Below are 21,281 nucleotides of genomic sequence, written 5' to 3' on the forward strand. Positions count from 1 at the left end.
CCGCCGCCGGCGTCCGGCCGGGCCCCCGACCGCGGGACAGGGCGGTAACGCTTGGATAACGTCTCCGGGAAGCAGTGTCCCCGGCTGCGGAAATGGATATGTTCTGACCGACGACGAACGCTCAGATCCCCGCCCACGCGCCGATCCGCCCGCCGTCGCCCGCACCGCCCCCAGCACACCACCACACCGCAGCAGCACCCGACCCGAGGACGCGTCGGCGCACCACCACGGCCCCTCGCGACGACGCGACGGCCCGGTGCACCTCGCCCCCGGACGGGCCACCCGAGAGGACCCGCCGACATGGCATCCGGACGTAACGCACGACAGATCAGCTCCCTCCTCCTCCTCGCCGGCGTCGCCGCCGGCCTCACCGCGTGCGCGCCGCAGGGCGCCACGAACACCGGCTCCGGGGGCGGCGACGCGGCCGGCGGCACCGAGTGCAACGTGGGCATCTCGATGCCCACCCGCAGCCTCGAGCGCTGGATCAACGACGGCGAGGGCCTGAAGTCGAAGCTCGAGGGCGACGACTGCAAGGTCGACCTCCAGTACGCCGACAACAAGACCGACGCGCAGATCAGCCAGATCCAGAACCAGGTCGCCGGCGGCGCCAAGATCCTCGTGGTCGCGGCCGTCGACGGCAAGACGCTGGGACCTGCCCTCGAGGACGCGAAGAGCCAGGGCGTCACGGTCATCGCCTACGACCGCCTCATCAACGGCACCGAGGCCGTCGACTACTACGCCACCTTCGACAACTACAAGGTGGGCCAGCTCCAGGGCGAGTTCATCAAGGAGCAGCTCGACCTCGACAGCGCCGCCGGCCCCATCACCATGGAGCCCTTCGCGGGCAGCCCCGACGACAACAACGCCGGCTTCTTCTTCGGCGGCGCCTGGGACGTCCTCCAGCCCTACGTCGCGGAGGGCAAGCTGACCGTCCCCTCGGGCAAGTCGCCGGCCACGAGCGCCGACTGGCAGTCCATCGGCATCCTCGGCTGGGGATCCGACGACGCGCAGGCCGAGATGGACAACCGCCTGCAGTCGTTCTACACGGGCGGCCAGAAGGTCCAGGTCGTCCTCTCGCCCAACGACAGCCTCGCGCTCGGCATCGAGGCGTCGCTCTCGAGCGCCGGCTACGCGCCCGGCGCCGACTGGCCCGTCATCACCGGCCAGGACGCCGACAAGGCCAACGTGCAGGCGATCCTCCAGGACAAGCAGTCCATGACCGTCTGGAAGGACACCCGGGCGCTCGGCGACCAGGTCCAGAAGATGATCGGCGAGATCGTGAAGGGCGACGAGGTCACCGTCAACGACACGAAGTCGTACGACAACGGCAAGAAGGTCGTCCCGTCGTTCCTCCTCGACCCGCAGGTGGTCGTGAAGGACGACGTGCAGAAGACGCTCGTCGACTCCGGCTTCCTCAAGGCTTCCGACGTCGGCCTGTAGTCCCACCCGCGGTCGACGGGCGCCCGGCAGCACGCCGGGCGCCCGTCGGCCGCGTCACCGTCTCCACCCGGCGCCCGCCTCCCGGCGCGCGCCACCGACCCGAACGGGAACCAGGAGCCAGGAATGAACGACGTCATCCTCCAGATGACCGGCATCGTCAAGGAGTTCACCGGCGTCCGCGCGCTCGACGGCGTGGACGTCACCGTGCGCCGCGGCCAGGTGCACGCGATCTGCGGCGAGAACGGCGCGGGCAAGTCGACGCTGATGAAGGTGCTCAGCGGCGTCTACCCGCACGGATCGTACGAGGGCACCATCACGATCGACGGCCGCGAGGTCCGCTACGGATCCATCAACGACAGCGAGCGCGACGGCGTGGTGATCATCCACCAGGAGCTCGCGCTCAGCCCCTACCTCTCCATCGCGGAGAACATCTTCCTCGGCAACGAGATGTCGCGCGGCGGGGTCATCGACTGGAACCGCACCAACCTCGAGGCGGTCAAGCTGCTGAGGCGCGTGGGGCTCGACGAGAACCCGGCGACGCGCGTGCTCGAGCTGGGCGTCGGCAAGCAGCAGCTCGTGGAGATCGCGAAGGCGCTCTCCAAGGAGGTGAAGCTGCTGATCCTCGACGAGCCGACCGCCGCGCTCAACGACGACGACTCGGCGCACCTGCTCGGCCTCATCGGCCAGCTGCGCGACCAGGGCATCACGAGCATCATCATCAGCCACAAGCTCAACGAGATCCGGGCGATCGCCGACGACGTCACCGTGATCCGCGACGGGAGGACGATCGAGTCGTTCCCGGTGACGGACTCCGACGACATCGAGACGCGCATCATCCGCGCGATGGTGGGCCGCCCGCTCGACGCGCAGTTCCCGCCGCGCGACCCGCACATCGGCGCGGAGAAGCTGCGGGTGGAGAACTGGACCGTTCACCACCCGGTGGACGTCGACCGCGTCGTCGTCGACGACGCGTCGTTCACGGTCCGCGCGGGCGAGGTCGTCGGGTTCGCCGGCCTCATGGGCGCGGGCCGCACCGAGCTCGCCATGAGCATCTTCGGGCGCTCGTACGGCACCGGCATCACCGGCCGGATCTATAAGGACGGGAAGGAGATCCGCACCCGGACCGTGAGCGAGGCGATCCGCAACGGCATCGCCTACGCGACCGAGGACCGCAAGCGCTACGGGCTGAACCTCATCGGCAGCATCACGGTGAACGTCTCGGCCGCGGCGCTCTCCAAGCTGGTGCGGCTCGGCGTCATCGACCGGCACCGCGAGTACGCGGTCGCGGACGACTACCGCAAGCGCATGAACATCAAGACGCCCGACGTCTCGGGGGTGGTCGGCAAGCTGTCCGGCGGCAACCAGCAGAAGGTCGTCCTCAGCAAGTGGATCTACTCGGGTCCCGACGTCCTCATCCTCGACGAGCCCACGCGCGGCATCGACGTGGGGGCGAAGTACGAGATCTACGGCATCATCAACCAGCTCGCGGCCGAGGGGAAGGCGGTCATCGTCATCTCCTCCGAGCTGCCGGAGCTCATCGGCCTCTCCGACCGGATCTACACGATCGCGGAGGGGCGGCTCACCGCGGAGGTCACCCGGGCCGACGCGACCCAGGAGGAGCTGATGCGGCACATGACCGCCAGCCGGAAGTCAGGAGTCGACCAGTGACCGTCATGCCCGAGCAGGCCACCTCGCCGAACGTCCCCACCCCGGACGGGGTGAAGAAGCGCCCGCGCCGGCGCATCGACCTCCGCCAGTACGGGATCCTCGCGGCGCTGGCCGTCATCATCCTGCTGTTCCAGATCCTCACCGAGGGGCGGCTGCTGTACCCGGGCAACGTCGCGAACCTCATCCAGCAGAACGCGTACGTGCTGATCCTCGCGATGGGCATGGTGATCGTGATCATCGCGGGCCACATCGACCTGTCGGTGGGCTCGGTGGTCGCGACGGTCGGCGCCGTGGCCGCGCTCAGCATGAACGAGTGGGGGCTGCCGTGGGGGACCGCGGTGGTGCTGTCGCTCGTGGTCGGCGCGCTGATCGGCGCGTGGCAGGGCTTCTGGGTGGCGTTCGTGGGGATCCCGGCGTTCATCGTCACGCTCGCGGGCATGCTCGTGTTCCGCGGTGTCGCGCTCGTGCTCCTCACGGGCGGCACGATCTCGGGCCTGCCTGCCGAGTTCAACTCCATCGGCTCCGGCAACCTGCCGACCACGGGCGCGCCCGACCTCATCACGCTCGGCATCGGCGCGCTCGTCTCGATCGCGCTCGTGGTGCAGCAGCTGCGCACCCGCGCGACGCTCCGCAAGCTCGAGCTGCCGCGCGAGCGGGCGATCTCCTTCTGGATCCGCACCGCCATCGCCGTGTTCGCGATCATGTACCTCTGCTATCTGCTGGCCTACAACCGCGGGACGCCGATCATCCTCATCATCCTGGCGACGCTCGTGCTGCTGTACTCGTTCCTCCTGACCCGGACGGTGTTCGGGCGGCACGTGTACGCGATGGGCGGCAACCTGTTCGCGGCGATGATGTCCGGCGTCAAGACGCAGTGGGTCAACTTCTTCATCTTCGTGAACATGGGCCTGCTCGCCGGGCTCGCGGGCGTCGTGAGCACGGCGCGCGCCGGATCCGCGGTGGCCTCGGCCGGCCAGAGCTTCGAGCTCGACGCCATCGCCGCGGTGTTCATCGGCGGCGCGGCCGTGCAGGGCGGCGTCGGCACGGTGGTCGGCGCGGTCATCGGCGGCCTCGTGATGGGCGTGCTCAACCAGGGCCTGTCGATCCTGTCGGTCGACGCGGCGTGGCAGCAGGTCATCAAGGGCCTGGTGCTGCTCCTCGCGGTCGCCTTCGACGTCTACAGCAAGCGGCGCTCCGGGCGCTGACCCGCGGCGTCGCGACTCTCGGCCCGGCCGATCCCCTCGCAGGGAGCGGCCGGGCCGTCGTCCGTCCGGCATGGGGAGCGATCGCCCGCCGGGACCGCTCGCACCACCAGGCTCGGCGCATGGGACACGGACCGCACGACGCGCTGTCGCGCGACGAGGTGGCGGCCCGGCTGGCCCTGGGGTGCGCGTGGCGCATCGCGTGGTGCTCCGGCGCGCATCTCCCGGAGACCCGGGGCGTCGGTCGCCCGCTCCCCGACGGCGTCCTCGAGCGGGTCCCGTCGCCGGCGAAGCTGCGGCGCGGACGCCTGCCCTCCGGACGGAACTGGATGCTGGTGGTCGAGCGTGAGGAGGCCGGCCGGCCGGTCCTCCTCTTCGACGAGGGGCCCGAGAACCGCTTCGTCTGATCAGCCGCGGTGGCGACCGCGCGGGCGCTGCGCCGCGCCGGCCGGGGCGGGCGCGTCGACGCCCGGGTGCGACGGGTCGACGCGGGCGGCCTCGGCGACGCTCGCCGCCATCGCGTCGGAGTGCACGTGGTCGCCCTCGGCCCTCACGTCGGCCGCGGCCGACGCCCGGCGCCTCCGTCGCGTCTGCACGGCCGCGACCGTGATGGTGACGCCGGAGTAGGCGAGGAGCGCGACCGCGGCGGCCGGGATGATCCAGCTGCGGGCCTGCCCGTTGACCGCCTGGTTCGCCCAGCCCACGAGCGGCACCGAGTACCAGAGCTCGCCCTGGATCTGCGCCGGCGTGACCGGCAGCGAGTCGGGCGATGCGTTGTTGTCGCCCTTGAAGGTGAAGGAGCGCGTGCCGTCGGAGGCGGAGGAGATGGCGGCGATGCGGTGCGTGATGACCGCGGGATCGCCGGACCGGATCTGGTAGGTCGCCACATCGCCCACCTCCAGCGCGTCCGTGTCGACCGGCCGCACCACGATGAGGGTGCCCGGGGGGAGGCGCGGCTCCATCGACTGCGTGAGGATCGTGAGCGGCACGGCTCCCGAGACCTTCGGCACCACGAGCAGCACGCCCGCGAGCGCGATGACGAGCAGCAGGATCCCGACGCTGACCCCCACGGCTGCCGATCGCAGCAGCCGGGGGAGAGCGCGACGCGGCGTCGTGCCCTCCTCCAGCTCGACCGGGGCCAGGTCGTCGGCGGGTCGGGCGCCGGCGACCGCGTGCCGTCCGTCGACGCGACGGCGGGGGAGGATGCGGGGCATGTGCGTGTGGTCCGTGTCGGGGCGGGGATCAGGAGCAGCGGAAGCTGCGCGCGTTGCTCTGCGTGAAGGCGACGACGGTGCCGTCGGCGACCTGGCGCACGACCTGGTTGTTCGCGTCGAGGAGGTCGACGGAGACGTGGACGGTCCCGTCGGCCGCGAGGGTGGGGGGCACCTCGGAGCCGCTGATGGACGCCTTGCCGTAGTAGCCGTTCGAGGTGGCGATGCGGGTGCCGTTGACCATCACGTTGTAGTTCGAGTCGAGGGAGGCGACCGACGTGTCCCAGCCGACGACGACGAACCAGTTGCCGTCCTGCGGGGTGCAGGCGAACCCGCCCGTGACGGCCGGGCCGGCGGCGGTCTGCGTGGCCGAGGTGGACGCGCGTCCCGTCCAGGTGCCGGAGCCGAGGACCACGCCGAGCGTGCCCGTGACGGCGGCGGATCCGCTCGTGGGGAAGCCCGACGCGGTCGTGCGCACGCACCACGTGGAGTGCGCTCCGCCGGCGAGCGTCCCGGAGATCGTGGGCGGGGCGGCCCAGGTGCCGGACACGGAGCCGGAGCCGACGGAGCTGGTGGCGGAGCAGCTCGATGCGGTGGTGCTCCATGCGACGACCTTCGTGCCGCCGGCGAGCGTGCGGTCGGCGCCCGAGGAGGCGGAGGCCGAGACGGTGCCGGTCCACGGGCTCTGGACGCTGCCCGTGTTCTTCACGACGACCGTGGCGGTGCGGCTCGGGCTGTTCGAGCTCACCGCTCCGGAGAGCTGGTCGAAGCCCGTGCTCGTGACGGACACGGTGGCGGCGTGGACGGCGGACGACGCCGTGACGCTGGAGGCCCAGAGCGCGTGGACGGCGGTGCCGCCGCTGCCCAGGAGGACGACGGTGACGCCGACCAGGAGGGCGGCGTGCAGGCGGCTGACGGGCCGACGCGTGCGAGCGCGGCTCACGGGGCGACCTGCGTGCCCGTGACGTCGAACGCGAGCTGGGCGGTGGATCCCTGCACGGACTGCGGCGCGTCCTTGTCGAGGACGACCTCGGTGCAGACGACGGAGGAGGCGCCGGGCTGGATGCGGACGAACCCGCTGGGCGTGTGCAGCGCGCCGGGACGGCCGGAGAAGGTCGTGGCGCCGTGCACGCAGTCGGCGACGGACGCGACCGGTCCGAGGCGCAGCGACAGCTCGCCGGGGAAGGCGCTGTTCGACGAGGTGCCTCGCGTGGAGATGGCCACGTCCAAGGCTACCGTGCCGGTGTTCTTCGCGGTGAAGGCGCCGACGGTGCCCTGGCCGGGGAGGAGCTGCGTCGCGTCGAGGGCCGTCTGCTGGGTGATGACGAGGCCGCTCGATCCGCTCGTGACGCTCGACGGGTGGGCGCTCGCCGCGCCGTTCCAGAGGGCGTAGCTGCCGCCGGTGGCGGCGAGGGAGGCGACGACGACGGCGGTGAGGAGGCCGGTGGTGAGCCAGGCGGCGCGGAGGGGGCTGACGCGCGAGGGGCGGGCGGAGCGACGGCCGTGGGCGGGACGCGGGGCGGATGCGCGCTTCCTGCTCATGTCGTCCTCGTTCCTGGTCGTCGTCCGGCGGTGCGGTGCTGCGGTGATGCGGGGGATGCGGTGCTGCGGGGCGCGGCCGTCGGGTACGGCCGCGCCCGGGTGGAGCCCCCTCCCCGCGGGTGACGTCACCGCGGAGAGGGGAGTCGGGGGCTAGACGGTGCGCTGCGTGAGCGTGAACGCCAGCTTGTCGAAGGAGAGCGTGCCGTTCTGGCCCGTGGTCGCGGAGGAGGGGAACGAGACCGTGAGGACCACGTTCACCTTGGAGGCGGTCGTGGAGGGCTTGACCGTGAAGGTGTTCGCGGCGGTGCCGGGGGTGATGCTCGCGTCGGTCGACGTGACGGCCAGCTTCGTGGTGACGGCCTGCTTGAGCGCGGCGTCGCCCGAGATGGACATGGGGTCGTAGGTGAGGTCGGCGGAGAGCGAGTCGCCGGTCGCGGTGACCGTGAGGGCGCTCGTGTACTGGAGGACGTTGCCGGGGACGATGCGGTACGTGGCCGGGTCGATGACCTTGCTGCCGCCGTTGGTGATGTCGGTCCAGACGCCCGCGGTGTCGGCCGAGAGGGCCAGGTTGCCCGACGAGACGCTGGAGGCGGCGACCGTGGCGTTGGCGTTCCACAGCGCGAAGCTGCCCGCGCCGCCGAGGAGGAGGACGATTCCGGCGGCACCGGCGACGGCGCTCGAGACGATCTTGTTCATGGGATGTTCCTGTTCTCGTGCGCGGCGTGCCGCGCAAGCTGTGGGGGAGGCGGCGGGTGGGTGTCCCGCCGGTCGTCTCCGGTCCGATCGGGCCGCTGTGACTGCGTCCTCGTGGTGCCGACCGGTGTTCCTTCGACGTGCTCCACTCTGACGGGCCGGCCTCAAGCCACCCGCTGGCAATGCGCAAGAGACCCCGAGCTTTGCCGCAAGCCCGGCCCGGCTTTCGCTCAAGCGGCCGGATCCCCGTGCTCGTGCGGATCCGCCGCGGGCCCCTCCGGTCTAGGCTCGGGCGACGGCGTCCTCCGACGGCGGGTACGGGAGGACAGCGCATGGTCTCTCCCGACGCGACCCGGACCGGCGGCGCCGACGTGCGCGCTCCCGGGTTCTCCCGCGCGCAGCTGCCGTTCCTCGTGAGCTGCGCCATCGTCGCGGTCATCGTCGCCGTGGTCGAGCCGCGCATCGAACGCGATCCCGGCTACCTCGGCGCCCTCGCCGCCGTGGGCATCGCGACCGTCCTCGCGGCGCTGCACCTCGTGGGGGCGCTGCCCGCGCGGCTCCTCATCGTCGTGCCGGCCATCGACCTGCTCGCGGTCGCCGTCATCCGCGACGCGACGGCCGCGTCGATCCCGTCCGCCGCCCTGCTGGTGATCTTCCCCCTCCTCTGGCTCGTGTTCGCGTTCCCGTCGGGCGGCGTGTGGGTCGCGGTCGGCGGGGCCGTGGCCATCTCGGCGCTGCCGCTCGTGCGCGACGGCGGGCTGCCGGGCACCCCGGCCGGGTGGGCCGACTTCGTGGGCACTCCCCTCCTCACCGCGCTCCTGGTCGGGGCTGCGGCGCAGGCGGCGGCCATCCAGCGCCGGTCGCGCCGCGACCTCGCGGAGGCGACGGAGACCCAGGCGCGCCTCCTCGACGAGTCCCGCGAGCAGACGGCGATGATCCGCGACGTGGCGGACGCGGTCGACGTCGGCATCGTCTTCTTCGACGCCGACGACCGCCCCGTCGTCCGCAACGCCGCCGTCCGCTCGCTGCTCGACCTCGCGGGCTACGACCACGTGACGGGCATGGCCGGCCACGTCTACGGATCCGACCGCGTCACGCCCGTCGCGCGCGACGGCCGCGTGCTCATGGAGGCCCTCTACGCCGACAAGGTGCACGGTCCCGTCTACTGGGTGGGGGAGCCGGGCAACCAGCGCGCCCTCGTCCTCTCGGTGCGCGCCATCGGCCGCCGCGACGGGCGCCTGTCGGGCACCGTGCTCGGCGCCTACGACGTGACCGACCTGGCGCAGGCCGTGCAGGTGCGCGACGAGTTCCTCGCCACCGTCTCGCACGAGCTGCGGACGCCGCTGACCTCGATCGTCGGCTACCTCGACCTGCTCGGCGAGCTGCACGATCCCGCGGAGCTCGGCATCGAGGCCGAGCTCGCGGTGATCCAGCGGAACGTCGACCAGCTCTCGACCATCATCGGATCGCTCCTCGCGGGCGCCGACCACGCTCCCGCCCTCGTGCGCGGGCCCGTCGACCTGTCCGCCCTCGTCCAGGCCGCCGTCGACGCGGCGGTCGGCCGCGCCGAGGAGCGGGGGCTCGCGCTCGCGTCCCGCATCGAGCCGGGCATCGTGGTCGACGGCGACGCCGGCCGCCTCGCGCAGGTCGTGGAGGCGCTCGTCTCCAACGCCCTCACCTACACGCCGTCGGGGCGGGTGGACGTCACGCTCGAGCGCACGGGCGCCGACGCCGCGGTCGCCGTGGCCGACACGGGCATCGGCATCAGCGAGGAGGACCAGCGCCACGTCGTCGACCGGTTCTTCCGCGCGCAGTCCGCGCGCGACGGCGCCGTCCCCGGCCTCGGGCTCGGCCTCTCGATCGCCGAGCGGACCGTCACCGCGCACGGCGGGACGCTCCGGATCGCGAGCCGGCTCGGCCACGGCACGCGCGCCGTCGCGATCCTGCCCGCGTCCCCGGGGCCGGACGCCGCGCCGACCGCCCACTAGCCCTCTCCATAGCCGATGGCAAGGTCGGATCGCGAATCGACCGATCGCGTGCCCTCCGCCTAGACTCGGCCGGTCGATCGGGGGACCCCCTCGGCCGACGCCCCACGCACCCGAGCCCACAGGAGCCCATCCCCTCCATGACCTCCACGCGCACGTCCGCAGAACGCCTCCTCGACCGTCTCGTGCCCAAGCGACGGAAGAACCCCGACGGCACCCGGCCACCTCGTCGCGACCACTCCGACCACCGCCTCCTCGAGGCCAGGTTCACCGGATCCGTCGACCTCTACGAGCCCGAGCACCCGAAGATCGACAGGCTCGTCTTCGGCGTCACGGCGGTCCTCGCGGTCGGCTTCGTCGTCTGGGGCATCGTGAGCACCGACGGCCTCGCCTCCATCTCGGGCGCGGCGCAGAGCTGGGTCATCGAGAAGACCGGCTGGCTCTTCGTGCTCGCCGCGAGCTTCTTCGTGATCTTCGTCCTGTGGCTCGCCGCCAGCCGCTACGGCCGCATCAAGCTGGGCGCCGACGACGAGAAGCCGCAGTTCAAGACGGTCTCCTGGATCGCCATGATGTTCAGCGCGGGCATGGGCATCGGCCTGATGTTCTTCGGCGCCGCCGAGCCGCTCAGCCACTTCGTCACCCCGCCGCCCGGCACCACGCAGCCGGAGTCGGAGGCGGCCATCCGCACCGCCATGGCCACCGCGATGTTCCACTGGGGCCTCCACCCCTGGGCCATCTACGCGGTCGCCGGCATCGCGATCGGCTACGGCACGTTCCGCAAGGGCCGCAAGCAGCTCTTCTCCTCCATCTTCCAGCCACTCCTCGGCACCAAGCGCACCGAGGGCTGGGCCGGACGCGTCATCGACATGCTCGCGATCTTCGCCACGCTCTTCGGCTCGGCGGCGTCGCTCGGCATCGGCGCCACGCAGATCGGCGCGGGCCTCGAGTTCAACGGCTGGGTGCCGGAGGCCACGGCCCCGCTGCTGATCGGCATCATCGTGGTGCTCACGATCGCGTTCATCTTCTCGGCCGTCTCGGGCATCGCCCGCGGCATCCAGTGGCTGTCCAACATCAACATGGTGCTGGCCGTCGTGCTCGCCGTGTTCGTGTTCGTCGTCGGCCCGACGCTCCTCATCCTCAACCTCATCCCCGCCACCCTCGGCGCGTACCTCGGCGACATGACCGAGATGGCGTCGCGCACGGCGGCCACCGGCGGCGACGAGATGAGCTCCTGGCTCGCCAGCTGGAGCGTCTTCTACTGGGCGTGGTGGATCTCGTGGACGCCGTTCGTCGGCATGTTCATCGCGCGCATCAGCCGCGGTCGCACCATCCGCGAGTTCGTGGTCGGCGTGCTCCTCGCGCCGAGCATCGTGGCCCTCATCTGGTTCTCGATCTTCGGCGGCTCGGCGATCCACGCGCAGCAGACCGACGGCGACATGACCGTCGACGGCGCCGTCGTCAGCGACAACACGCTGTTCCAGCTGCTCAACCACTACCCGCTCGCGAGCGTCAGCACCGTCCTCGTGATGGTGCTCGTCGGCATCTTCTTCGTGTCCGGCGCCGACAGCGCGTCCATCGTGATGGGGACGCTGTCCCAGCGGGGCGCGCTGCACCCGAGCCGCAAGGTCGTCGTCTTCTGGGGCGTCGTCATGGGCGCGGTCGCCGCGATCATGCTCGCCATCGGTGGGGGAGGCACGGAGGCCCTCACGGGTCTGCAGAACCTCACGGTCGTGGCCTCGCTGCCGTTCGTGCTCGTGATGCTCGTCGCCTGCTACGCGCTCTGGAAGGAGCTGCGCACGGATCCGCTCATCGTGCGCCGCCAGGTCGCGGTCGAGATGATGCGCGACGCGGTCGTGAACGGCGTGGAGCAGCACGGCGACCACTTCCAGCTGTCGCTCGACCCGGTCGATCCCGAGGAGGCCGCGACGCGCGAGCCCCTCGGCGACGAGGACGAGGCGCGTCGCTCCTGATGCCCTGTCCGTGACGACGATGCCGACCCGCGCCCCGCGCGCGGGTCGGCATCGTCGTCTGCGGGACAGCCGGCGTCCGCGGACCCCTCGTGCGGTCCGCGCGTCGGTAGGGTGACCATGATGACGACCTCCACCCCCGCCTCCGCTCCCGCGCCCGCCGCCACCGACGGGCCGGGCCGACGCGCCGCCGTCGTCTACAACCCCATCAAGGTCGACCTGGCGTCCCTGAAGGCCAAGGTCGCCCACGCGGCCGGCGTCGCGGGCTGGGAGGAGACCCTCTGGTTCGAGACCAGCGAGGACGACCCGGGCAAGGGCGCCGCGCAGGACGCCCTCTCGCACGACGTCGACATGGTCATCGCCGCCGGCGGTGACGGCACGGTCCGCGCGGTCGCCGAGGGGATGTCCGGATCCGGCGTCTCGCTCGGCCTCCTGCCGTCGGGCACGGGCAACCTGCTCGCGCGCAACCTCAAGCTCACGCTCAACGACGTCGACCACTCGCTCGAGGCCGCGTTCTCCGGCCACGACCGGAGGGTCGACCTCGCGGCCATCGAGATCCTGCGCGAGGACGAGAGCCGGGACAAGCACGTGTTCGTCGTGATGGCGGGCGTCGGCATCGACGCGAAGATGCTCGCCAACACCGACTCCGAGCTGAAGAAGAGGGTCGGCTGGCTCGCCTACGTCGACGCGATCTTCAAGGCCTTGCGCGACCGCGACCAGCTCCGCCTGCGCTACCGCCTCGACGGCCGCAGCACGCACCGCCGCCGCGCGCACACGCTCATCGTCGGCAACTGCGGGTCGCTGCCGGCCAACATCCTGCTGCTGCCGGACGCCGCGGTCGACGACGGCATCCTCGACGTGGTGCTCATGCGCCCCGAGGGGCTGTTCGGCTGGATCCAGATCTGGGTCAAGGTCGCGTGGGAGAACGGCGTCGTCCGCCGCACCGCCGCGGGCCGCCGCCTGATGGGCCCCGAGAAGGAGGTGCGCGCGCTCGAGTACCGCACCGCCGAGGAGGTGGTGGTCCGCCTTGAGAAGGAGGAGGACATCGAGCTCGACGGCGACCCGTTCGGTCGCGCCATCGGCTTCAAGATCCAGGTGCTGCCCGGCGGCCTCACCGTGCGCGTGCCGCGGGACTCCTGACTCGATCCCCGATGCGCCTGTCGGCGGCTCGTGGGAGGGTCGGGCCATGATCCGCACCCTCGCCGTCTCCGGCTACCGCTCCGTCCGGGACCTGGTGCTGCCGCTCACCGGGCTCGACGTCGTCACGGGTGCCAACGGCAGCGGCAAGTCCAACGTCTACCGCGCGCTCCGCCTCATCGCCGACATGGCGCAGGGCGGGGCGGTCGGCGCGCTCGCCCGCGAGGGCGGCCTCGAGGCGGTCCTGTGGGCGGGCCCCGAGGGCTTCTCGCGCGCCGTGCGCGACGGCGAGCACCCGGTGCAGGGCACGACGCGCAAGGGGCCCATCGCGCTGCGGCTGGGCTTCGCCGGGGACGAGCTGGGCTACCTCGTCGACCTCGGCATCCCGCAGCGGGATCCGCGGGCGCTTCCGGCGACCATGTTCGGCCGCGACCCCGAGATCAAGCGCGAGCTGATCTTCAACGGACCGCTCGCGCGGCACCGCTCGCTGGTGCTGGAGCGCCGCTGGCAGGACGTGCGCGTCCGCGACGAGGCCGACGGGTGGACGCACGTGCCCGCCCTGGTGCCGCCGCACCTCAGCGTGCTCAGCGAGGTGGCCGACGCGGTCACGAGCCCCGAGGCGATGATCCTGCGGCGGCGGATGACCGGCTGGCGCTTCTACGACCACCTCCGCACCGACGCCGACGCGCCCGCCCGCCGGCCGCGCGTCGGCACGCGCACGCCCGTGCTCGCGAGCGACGGATCCGACCTCGCGGCCGCGGTGCAGACCATCCGCGAATGGGGCCGCGGGGATGCGCTCGACGCCATGGTCGACCGGGCGTTCCCCGGGTCGACCGTCGTGGTGCGCTCGCAGGATGGCGTGCTCACGCTCGGCCTCCGGCAGCCCGGCATCCTGCGCGTGCTCGACGCCGCGGAGCTCTCGGACGGCACGCTCCGGATGCTCATGCTCACGGCCGCCCTGCTCACGACCGAGCCGCCCGAGCTCATGGTGCTCAACGAGCCGGAGACGAGCCTCCACCACGATCTGCTCCCTGCCCTCGGCGAGCTCATCGCGGAGGCGTCGCGCCACGTGCAGATCCTCGTGGTGACGCATGCGCCGGGGCTGGCCGCGGCCGTGTCGGAGCACGCGGAGGCGGGGGAGCTCGTGCTGGAGAAGCCGCTCGGCGAGACGGTGCTGCGGGGCCAGGGGCTCCTCAGCTCGCCGTCGTGGGACTGGGGCAAGCGCTAGCCGCGCCTCCCGCCGACGCCGCTCCGGGCGACCCGCTCGGATACGACGACGCCTCCCGGTCGCGGCCCGGAGGGCGGCGCGAGCGGGAGGCGTCGGATGGTGCGGCGGTGCGGGATCAGCGTCCGAAGGCCGCCGATGCGGGGCAGTCGAACGGGTCGCCGCCGGCCGAGAGGCCGACGCGGTTGAGGTAGGCGATGACGATGCCGTACGAGGCCAGCAGCGTGGTCTCCGTGTACGGGATGTTGTGCGTCGCGCAGTACTCCTTCGCGATGACCTGGGCGCGCTTGAGCGCGGGCCGCGGCATGTTCGGGAAGAGGTGGTGCTCGATCTGGTAGTTGAGGCCGCCCATGTAGATGTCGGTGAGCCACGTGCTCTTGATGTTGCGGCTCGTGAGCACCTGGCGGCGGAGGAAGTCGACCTTGGAGTCCTTGGGCAGGACGGGCATGCCCTTGTGGTTCGGGGCGAACGAGGCGCCCATGTACACGCCGAAGACCGCGAGCTGCACGCCCACGAAGGCGAACGCCATGCCGACGGGCAGGAAGAAGAAGACGACGGCGAGGTACGCGATGATGCGCGTGGAGAGCATCGAGATCTCGAGCCAGCGCTTGTCGACCTTGCCGCGACCGAACACCGTGCGGAAGCCGTGGACGTGGAGGTTGAGGCCCTCGAACATGAGGATCGGGAAGAACGCGTAGCCCTGGTGGCGCGTGAACCAACCGTAGAGGCCCTTGGCGCGGGCCGCGTCCTCCTGCGTGAAGGAGATGACGTCGCGCTCGATGTCCGGGTCCTTGCCCATGACGTTCGGGTTCGCGTGGTGACGCGAGTGCTTCGTCATCCACCAGGAGTAGCTGATGCCGACGAAGAGGTTGGCGAGCGTGCGGCCCGCGATGTCGTTGGCCTTGCCGGAGGCGAACACCTGGCGGTGCGAGGCCTCGTGGGCGAGGAAGGCGAACTGGGTGAAGACGATGCCGAGGCCCGCGGCGATGAGGAGCTGGAACCAGCTGTCGCCGAGGAGGACGAAGCCGACGCCGAGGCCGGCGAGCGCGACGGTGATGCCGGCGAACATCAGGACGTAGAAGCCCACGCGGCGATTGAGGAGGCCAGCGTCGCGGACGGTGTTGAGGAGGCCCGAGTACTCGGTGGTCGGGTTGGCTCCGCCGCCGCGCTTCGGGCGGGTCAGCACGATGCGGGGTGCTGCGGTGGTGTCAGTCATGGTCAGCTCGTTCGTCCGTGGCCTCTCGGCCAGGTGGAGCGGGCCGCCTCGGCGAGCCGCTGTCGGTCGTCGTCGTGCGGGACACGACGCAGGCGCCGGGATCTGGGGCAACCAGGACTCACACTCCCATAGGGACTCGCCCGTCGCACCATGGATACTCACAGCGCGCACGGCGTGTCGCTGTCGAGGGGGGACAGGGCCCCGTCCTGCCGGGGATTACGGTCTGCTGGGCGGCTACGGGATGATGACCGCGCGGCCGCGCACGGTGCCCGCCGCGAGGGCCGCGTAGGCCTCAGGTCCGTCGTCGAGCGCGTACCGCTGCGTCTCGACCGACACCCGGCCGGAGCGCGCGAGGTCGAGCACCTCGATCAGCTCGGAGCGGCTGCCCCAGTAGGGGACGCGGATGGCGGCGTCGAAGGCCACGCGGCCGAAGCCGACCTCGACGGCGCCGCCGCCGATGCCGACGATGGTCACGTCGCCGCCGACCTCGACGACGTCGAGCGCGGTGGCCATCGTGGGGGTCGCGCCGACGAAGTCGAAGACGGCCTGGACCCCACGGCCGCCGGTGATCGCGCGGATCCCGTGGGCGGCATCGGCGTCGCTGATGACGGTGTGATGGGCGCCCACGTGGCGGGCGAGCTCCAGCTTCTCGTCGTTCACGTCGAGCGCGATGACGGTCGCGCCGCTGAGCGCTCGGTGGATCTGGATGCCGACGTGGCCGAGGCCGCCCGTGCCGATGACCACCGCGAACGTGCCGGCGCCGAGCTTCGGGAGCGACGTCTTGATCGCGTGGTACGGCGTGAGGCCGGCGTCGGTGAGGGACACGTTCTCGACGGGGTCGAGGTCGCCGAGCGGCACGAGGTGGCGCGCGTCGTCGACGATCATGTACTCGGCCATCGCACCCGGAGCACCGAGCCCGGGGGGCCGGATCCCCTCGGACGCGGCGTTCGGGCAGTGGTTCTCGCGGCCTTCGGCGCACGCGTGGCAGCGGCCGCAGCCCCACGGGCCGTAGACGGCGACCGCGTCGCCCACGGCGAGGTGCTCGACGCCCGCGCCCAGCTCCTCGACGACGCCGGCGCCCTCGTGGCCGAGCGTGAGGGGGAGCGGGTAGCCGGCGGCGCGGTACTCCTCCTCCGAGAGGCCCATCACGTACTCGTCGGAGTGGCAGACGCCGGCGGCCGTGACACGGAGCAGGACCTGCCCCGGCGCGGGCGACGGCTTCTCGATCTCGACGACCTCGGGGTGGGATCCGATGCGGGTGTACTGGAGCGCCTTCATGGCCACCACCGTATTCCCCGAGTGAGGGAACCGTCTGGGTGCGCGGTCCGTCAGGGGAGCCGGCTGCCGTGCGGGGGATCGACGTGCGGGGCCCGCGTGCGCTCGTCCTCGGGGAGGGCGAGCTCGGCGTCGGCGGCGTCGCGGAGGAGGGCCATGCGTCCGGCGGCGAGGGACTGCGTCCACAGCGTCGAGGCGGACATCAGCAGGTAGACGGGGATGAAGCAGAGCAGGGGTCCGGGGTCTCCCGAGACCGCGTACACGGGGAGCCCGACGAGCGCGGCGAGGCTGAGCATGACCGCGCCGGGCACCGGGGCGGATCCGGACGCGATGGCCCGACGGGACTCCGTGGACACCCGCTCGGCGGTGCCCGGGGCGAGGGACACGCGGCCGCGCACGTCCACGGCTCCGTCGAGGAGCGCCGCGTCGCGCCAGGCCGGATGCGTCCCGACGATCGACGGGTGGCGACGGATGGCGCGCGCGAGCCAGATGGAGAGCGGGATCGCGACCGCCGCGGCGCCGAGCACCGCACCGAGGACGATCGCCCCGGGGAGAGCGGTCCCCGGACCGTCGGCGCGGGCGAGCACGGGGTGGATCAGGAGGCCCATCGCGGCCCCCGCGAGCAGCCCGACGCCGAGCGTGACCAGGCGACGGCGCGGGGTGACGACCTCGGCGATCCAGGCGGCGATGGCGCGGGCGCCGATGCGGGCGAGCGCGCGCTTGCCGTGGCCCGGGTCGGCGGGCGTCGCGTCGTCGCGGGTGGCGGTCGCATCGGCGCCGGCATCGGCGTCGTCGGCGGTCGTGTCGTCGGCGGTCATGCGGGCCTCCCGATCCGGGCCTGTCGTCGGCCCCTCCCATCCTCCCGGGCAGACGGACCCGGGTCGTGCCGCGGGGCGTGCCCCGTCCGGGGCGCATCCCGGTCGGGGCTGCGGCCGGACGGGGGCCTGGACGCGTGTCGGAGGTGCCTGGGATGCTCGCCGCATGACCGCAGCGCAGCCTTCATCCGCGAGCCCGTCCGAGCACGGCGACGACGCCGTCCGGGATGACCTCGTCCGCCACCTCCGCCTCGCGCGCGAGGCCCTCGTCTGGAAGCTCGAGGGGCTCGGGGAGCACGACGTGCGGCGTCCGCTCGTGCCGACGGGATCCAACCTGCTCGGGCTCGTGAAGCACGCCGCGGGCGTCGAGGCCGGCTACCTCGGGTTCGTCTTCGGCCGGCCGTTCCCCGAGCAGCTGCCGTGGATGGAGGAGAACGCGCCGCCGAACGCCGACATGCGGGCGACCGCCGACGAGTCGCGTGCCGACATCGTGGGCCTCTCCGAGCGCGTCGGCGCGCACGCCGAGGCGACGCTGCACGTGCTGCCCCTCGACTCCTTCGGGCAGGTGCCGTGGTGGCCGGGGGAGGCCGGTCGGGTGACCGTGCACCGGATCGCCGTGCACCTCATCGCGGAGCTCAACCGGCACGCGGGGCACGCGGACGTCCTCCGCGAGCTCGTCGACGGATCCGCGGGCCTCCGGGTCGACAGCGGCAACCTCCCCGACGGGGGCGCCGCGTTCTGGCGGGCCGAGCACGCCGAGACGGAGCGCGTCGCCCGCGAGGCGGCGGGGCTGCCACCGGTCGGCTGACCGGGCAGCCCCGCCGGGCGTCGGCCCCGGGCTAGCGGCGCGCGATCCGGAGCGTCGCGATCTGGAACGGCAGGAGCGTCAGCTCGATCGCCGCGCCCGCCGCGTCCTCGCCGGCGCCGTCGAGCGGGCGCTCGAGCAGGTCGGTGCGGCGGGCGGCGCCCAGGCCGAGCGACGGATCCACCCGCACCACGGTCGACTCCCGCCCGCCGCGCGCCTCGTAGAGCCGCACGACGAGGTCGCCCGAGCGGTCCTCGGCGAGCTTCACGGCCTCGATCACGACGGCCGCGTTCGACGAGGTGACGAGCGGCGCCACGCCGTGGTCGCCCGCGACCTCGCGCACCGGGAGGTTGAGCCGGTAGCCCGCGTCCGCCGCGTCGAGCACGTCGGGCGCGACCCGCACCGCGGAGCGCAGCACGTGCCGGCCCTGGTCGGCGTGCGGGTCGGGGAACACGGGTGCCCGCAGCAGCGACTGGCGCACGAGGGTCGCGCTGCCGCCGTCGGGCCGGGGTATGCGCGTCACATCGTGCCCGTAGGTCGCGTCGTTGGCCACCGCCACCCCGAAGCCCGGCTCGCCCACGTGCACCCAGCGGTGCGCGACCGTCTCGAAGCGCGCGGTCTCCCAGGACGTGTTGGCGTGCGTCACGCGCTGGACGTGCCCGAACTGCACCTCCGAGGCGGCGCGGTCGGCGTGCACGTCGAGCGGGAACGCGAGCTTGAGGAGCTTCTGCCGCTCGTGCCAGTCCACGTCGGTGACGACCTGGAGCTCGGGCTCGCCGACCGGCAGCGTCCACGTCTGCGTGACGCGAGAGGAGCCGAACGCGCGCTCGACCACGAGGGCCGCGCCGTCGATCCGCACGGCCTCGACCTCGGTGAGGTCGGTGCGGTTGCGGCGGTAGGCGTCGTCGATGTCCCACGCGTCCCACTGGTTGGGGGTGTCGCGGAACAGCTGCAGGAGCCCGAGGCGTTGGCCGGGGGCGACGATCTCGCGGCCGGACGCGGCGTCGACGAGCGAGGAGACCGTGCCGTCGGCGGCGAACCGGGCCCGGACGAGTCCGTTGTCGATGACCCAGCCGTCGGCCTCCGGGACGGGCGCCCCGGCAGGCGGGGCATCGACCACGACGGCGGCCGCCAGCGCGCCGACGCCGTCCGCGTCCACCGGCGCCGCGTTGAAGGCGATCCGCCGGTCGCCCGATCCCGCGAGCGCACCCTGGGCCTCCGCGACCAGGTCCCGCAGCCGCCCCTGCACGCGCACGTGCTCGCGCTCGGCCTCCTGGTGCACCCACGCGATGGAGGTCCCGGGCAGGATGTCGTGGAACTGCAGCAGCAGCACCGTGCGCCACAGCGCGTCGAGCTCGTCGTGCGGGTACGCGACGAGGTCGCGGACGGCCGCGGTCGCGAGCCAGAGCTCCGCCTCCCTCAGGAGGTGCTCGCTCCGCCGGTTCCCCTGCTTCGTGCGCGCCTGCGAGGTGTAGGTGCCGCGGTGGAACTCGAGGTACATCTCGCCCGACCACACGTGCGGGTCCCGGATCGAGGCCCGGGCTGCGTCGAAGAACGACAGCGGCGTGCCGAGCGTCACGCGCGGCGATCCCTCGAGGTCGTGCGTGCGGCGGGCGGCCGCGACCATCTCGCGCGTCGGACCGCCGCCGCCGTCGCCCCAGCCGAACGGCACGATCGACGCGTTGCTCACGGCCTTCTCCGCGTGCTGGCGCTCGGCGCGCGCGAGGTCCTCGCCGGACAGGTCGGAGTTGTAGGAGTCCACCGGCGGGAAGTGCGTGAAGACGCGGCTCCCGTCGATCCCCTCCCAGAGGAAGGTGTGGTGCGGCATCGTGTTCGTCTCGTTCCACGACTGCTTCTGCGTGAAGAAGTACTCGGCGCCGGCGCCCCGCACGATCTGCGGCAGCGCGCCCGTGTAGCCGAAGGAGTCCGGCAGCCACACCTCGCGGGAGTCGATCCCGAACTCCTCGAGGAAGAAGCGCTTGCCGTGCACCAGCTGGCGCACGAGCGCCTCGCCGCCCGGCATGTTGGTGTCGGACTCGACCCACATGCCGCCCACCGGCACGAACCGGCCCTCGGCGACGCGCTGCCGCAGGCGCTCGAACAGCTCCGGGTGGTCCTCCTTCAGCCACGCGTACTGCTGCGCGCTGGAGGCGGCGAACACGAAGTCGGGATCCTCGTCCATGAGCGCGAGCACGTTGGAGAAGGTGCGCGCGACCTTGCGGCGGGTCTCGCGCACGGGCCAGAGCCAGGCGGAGTCGATGTGCGCGTGGCCGACGGCGGTGACGCGGTGCGCGCTCGCGTGGGCGGGCGAGGCGAGCACGGCCCGGAGCTCCTCGCGGCCGGCGGAGGCGGTGCCGGCCACGTCGTCCGGATCCACCGCGTCGCACATGCGCTCGAGGGCCGCGAGGATCTCCGCCCGGCGGGACGACGCCGGGTCCAGCTCCGCCATCAGCCCGCGCAGCGTCCACACGTCGCGGTCGAGCTCCCACACGGCCTCGTCGCGCCAGACGAGGTCCATGGTGCGCAACCGGTAGATCGGCTCGTCGCCCGCGGTGGCGGGATCGCCGAGCGGCGTCTCGCCGTGGAAGGAGTCGCCGCCGATGTCCGGGTTCGAGGCCGCCTCGATCCAGAGGTCGATGCGCGTGCCGGGAGCCGTGCCCGCCCCGATCGCCTCCAGCGGCACGTACCCGTTGTACGGCTCGATGGCCTTCACGACCCGGCCGTCGGGCCGGTGCACGAGCCCCTCGGCCTGGAAGCCGGGCTGCCGGTCGCTGAAGCCGAGGTCGACGACCACCTCGAGCGCGGTGCCCTCCGCATCGGCGTCCCCGGGCACGACGCCCGTGACGTGGAACCACGTGGTGCCCCAGGCGCGGCTCCACGGCGTCCCGACCGCGAACGGCCGGAGCTCCTGCCGCACCGCCTCCGCGAACGGCACGGGCTCGCCCGGCGCGTCCCACGCGTGGACGTCGAGCGGCATCCGGCGGCGGTGGATGTTCGGCACGAGCCGGTCGCGGACGAACCGCTCGATGCGGGCCTCGGCGAGCGCGGTGATGGGGGGCATGGTCGTCTCCGATCGTGTGGCGCGGCGGACCGCGGACGG

The 21,281-nt window shown here is 72.7% G+C and carries 17 protein-coding genes; 9 read left to right on the forward strand and 8 right to left on the reverse strand.

The window, feature by feature from the left end:
* Nucleotides 1–300 precede the first annotated feature (300 nt).
* The 4 genes from PED38_RS01990 to PED38_RS02005 all read left to right on the forward strand — a co-directional run bounded on the left by PED38_RS01990 (nucleotide 301) and on the right by PED38_RS02005 (nucleotide 4,717).
* Nucleotides 301–1,440 (forward strand): substrate-binding domain-containing protein, encoded by a 1,140-nt coding sequence (locus PED38_RS01990; protein ID WP_063071204.1) that lies wholly within the window; start codon nucleotides 301–303, stop codon nucleotides 1,438–1,440.
* Nucleotides 1,441–1,563: 123 nt separating this feature from the next.
* Complete coding sequence (gene mmsA, locus PED38_RS01995) at nucleotides 1,564–3,108, forward strand: multiple monosaccharide ABC transporter ATP-binding protein (protein ID WP_270979385.1); 1,545 nt, start codon at nucleotides 1,564–1,566, stop codon at nucleotides 3,106–3,108.
* Nucleotides 3,105–4,313, forward strand: coding sequence for a multiple monosaccharide ABC transporter permease (gene mmsB, locus PED38_RS02000; protein WP_063071206.1), 1,209 nt, complete (start codon nucleotides 3,105–3,107; stop codon nucleotides 4,311–4,313). The genes mmsA and mmsB overlap by 4 nt, the downstream gene beginning before the upstream one ends.
* A 119-nt stretch (nucleotides 4,314–4,432) precedes the next feature.
* Complete coding sequence (locus PED38_RS02005; protein WP_270979387.1) at nucleotides 4,433–4,717, forward strand: hypothetical protein; 285 nt, start codon at nucleotides 4,433–4,435, stop codon at nucleotides 4,715–4,717.
* On the opposite strand, the gene PED38_RS02010 is transcribed toward PED38_RS02005, so the two are convergent.
* From PED38_RS02010 to PED38_RS02025, 4 genes are all read right to left on the reverse strand, one after another.
* On the reverse strand, nucleotides 4,718–5,524 hold the full coding sequence (locus PED38_RS02010) for a signal peptidase I (RefSeq protein ID WP_270979388.1): 807 nt from the start codon (nucleotides 5,522–5,524) through the stop codon (nucleotides 4,718–4,720).
* Between the two features lie 28 nt (nucleotides 5,525–5,552).
* The gene (locus tag PED38_RS02015) at nucleotides 5,553–6,464 is read right to left on the reverse strand and encodes a hypothetical protein (RefSeq protein ID WP_270979390.1); all 912 of its coding nucleotides are present in this window, start codon (nucleotides 6,462–6,464) and stop codon (nucleotides 5,553–5,555) included.
* Nucleotides 6,461–7,063 carry a TasA family protein gene (locus tag PED38_RS02020; RefSeq protein WP_270979391.1) on the reverse strand — a complete coding sequence of 201 codons (603 nt, stop codon included), beginning with the start codon at nucleotides 7,061–7,063 and terminating at the stop codon, nucleotides 6,461–6,463. Before PED38_RS02020 ends, PED38_RS02015 begins: the two co-directional genes overlap by 4 nt.
* A 150-nt stretch (nucleotides 7,064–7,213) precedes the next feature.
* Nucleotides 7,214–7,759 (reverse strand): alternate-type signal peptide domain-containing protein, encoded by a 546-nt coding sequence (locus tag PED38_RS02025; protein WP_063071211.1) that lies wholly within the window; start codon nucleotides 7,757–7,759, stop codon nucleotides 7,214–7,216.
* A 329-nt stretch (nucleotides 7,760–8,088) separates the two neighbouring features.
* Between PED38_RS02025 and PED38_RS02030 the strand changes: the two genes are divergently transcribed.
* From PED38_RS02030 to PED38_RS02045, 4 genes are all read left to right on the forward strand, one after another.
* The gene (locus PED38_RS02030) at nucleotides 8,089–9,744 is read left to right on the forward strand and encodes a sensor histidine kinase (protein ID WP_063071212.1); all 1,656 of its coding nucleotides are present in this window, start codon (nucleotides 8,089–8,091) and stop codon (nucleotides 9,742–9,744) included.
* Nucleotides 9,745–9,881: 137 nt separating this feature from the next.
* Nucleotides 9,882–11,711 (forward strand): BCCT family transporter, encoded by a 1,830-nt coding sequence (locus PED38_RS02035; protein WP_063071213.1) that lies wholly within the window; start codon nucleotides 9,882–9,884, stop codon nucleotides 11,709–11,711.
* Between the two features lie 120 nt (nucleotides 11,712–11,831).
* Nucleotides 11,832–12,848: a diacylglycerol/lipid kinase family protein gene (locus tag PED38_RS02040; RefSeq protein ID WP_063071249.1), complete on the forward strand. Its 1,017-nt coding sequence runs from the start codon at nucleotides 11,832–11,834 to the stop codon at nucleotides 12,846–12,848.
* A gap of 46 nt (nucleotides 12,849–12,894) precedes the next feature.
* A complete protein-coding gene (locus tag PED38_RS02045; protein WP_270979395.1) occupies nucleotides 12,895–14,073 on the forward strand; it encodes an AAA family ATPase in 1,179 nt (392 codons plus the stop codon).
* Nucleotides 14,074–14,188: 115 nt separating this feature from the next.
* Here the strand turns inward: PED38_RS02045 and PED38_RS02050 are convergent, their stop codons facing one another.
* The 3 genes from PED38_RS02050 to PED38_RS02060 form a co-directional block, all read right to left on the reverse strand.
* Nucleotides 14,189–15,286: a fatty acid desaturase family protein gene (locus tag PED38_RS02050; RefSeq protein ID WP_063071215.1), complete on the reverse strand. Its 1,098-nt coding sequence runs from the start codon at nucleotides 15,284–15,286 to the stop codon at nucleotides 14,189–14,191.
* A gap of 234 nt (nucleotides 15,287–15,520) precedes the next feature.
* Nucleotides 15,521–16,564, reverse strand: coding sequence for an NAD(P)-dependent alcohol dehydrogenase (locus PED38_RS02055; RefSeq protein ID WP_270979398.1), 1,044 nt, complete (start codon nucleotides 16,562–16,564; stop codon nucleotides 15,521–15,523).
* Nucleotides 16,565–16,614: 50 nt separating this feature from the next.
* Nucleotides 16,615–17,379, reverse strand: coding sequence for a hypothetical protein (locus PED38_RS02060; protein ID WP_270979400.1), 765 nt, complete (start codon nucleotides 17,377–17,379; stop codon nucleotides 16,615–16,617).
* Nucleotides 17,380–17,542: 163 nt separating this feature from the next.
* Here PED38_RS02060 and PED38_RS02065 point away from each other — a divergent pair, with 163 nt between their 5' ends.
* Nucleotides 17,543–18,184: a DinB family protein gene (locus tag PED38_RS02065; protein WP_270979401.1), complete on the forward strand. Its 642-nt coding sequence runs from the start codon at nucleotides 17,543–17,545 to the stop codon at nucleotides 18,182–18,184.
* A gap of 31 nt (nucleotides 18,185–18,215) precedes the next feature.
* Here PED38_RS02065 and PED38_RS02070 read toward each other — a convergent pair whose 3' ends face one another.
* Entirely contained in the window at nucleotides 18,216–21,242 is a 3,027-nt protein-coding gene (locus PED38_RS02070; RefSeq protein ID WP_270979402.1) for an alpha-mannosidase, read from the reverse strand.
* Nucleotides 21,243–21,281 lie beyond the last annotated feature (39 nt).

Source organism: Clavibacter sp. CT19, from assembly GCF_027858075.1.
GTDB classification, from domain to species: domain Bacteria; phylum Actinomycetota; class Actinomycetes; order Actinomycetales; family Microbacteriaceae; genus Clavibacter; species Clavibacter tessellarius_A.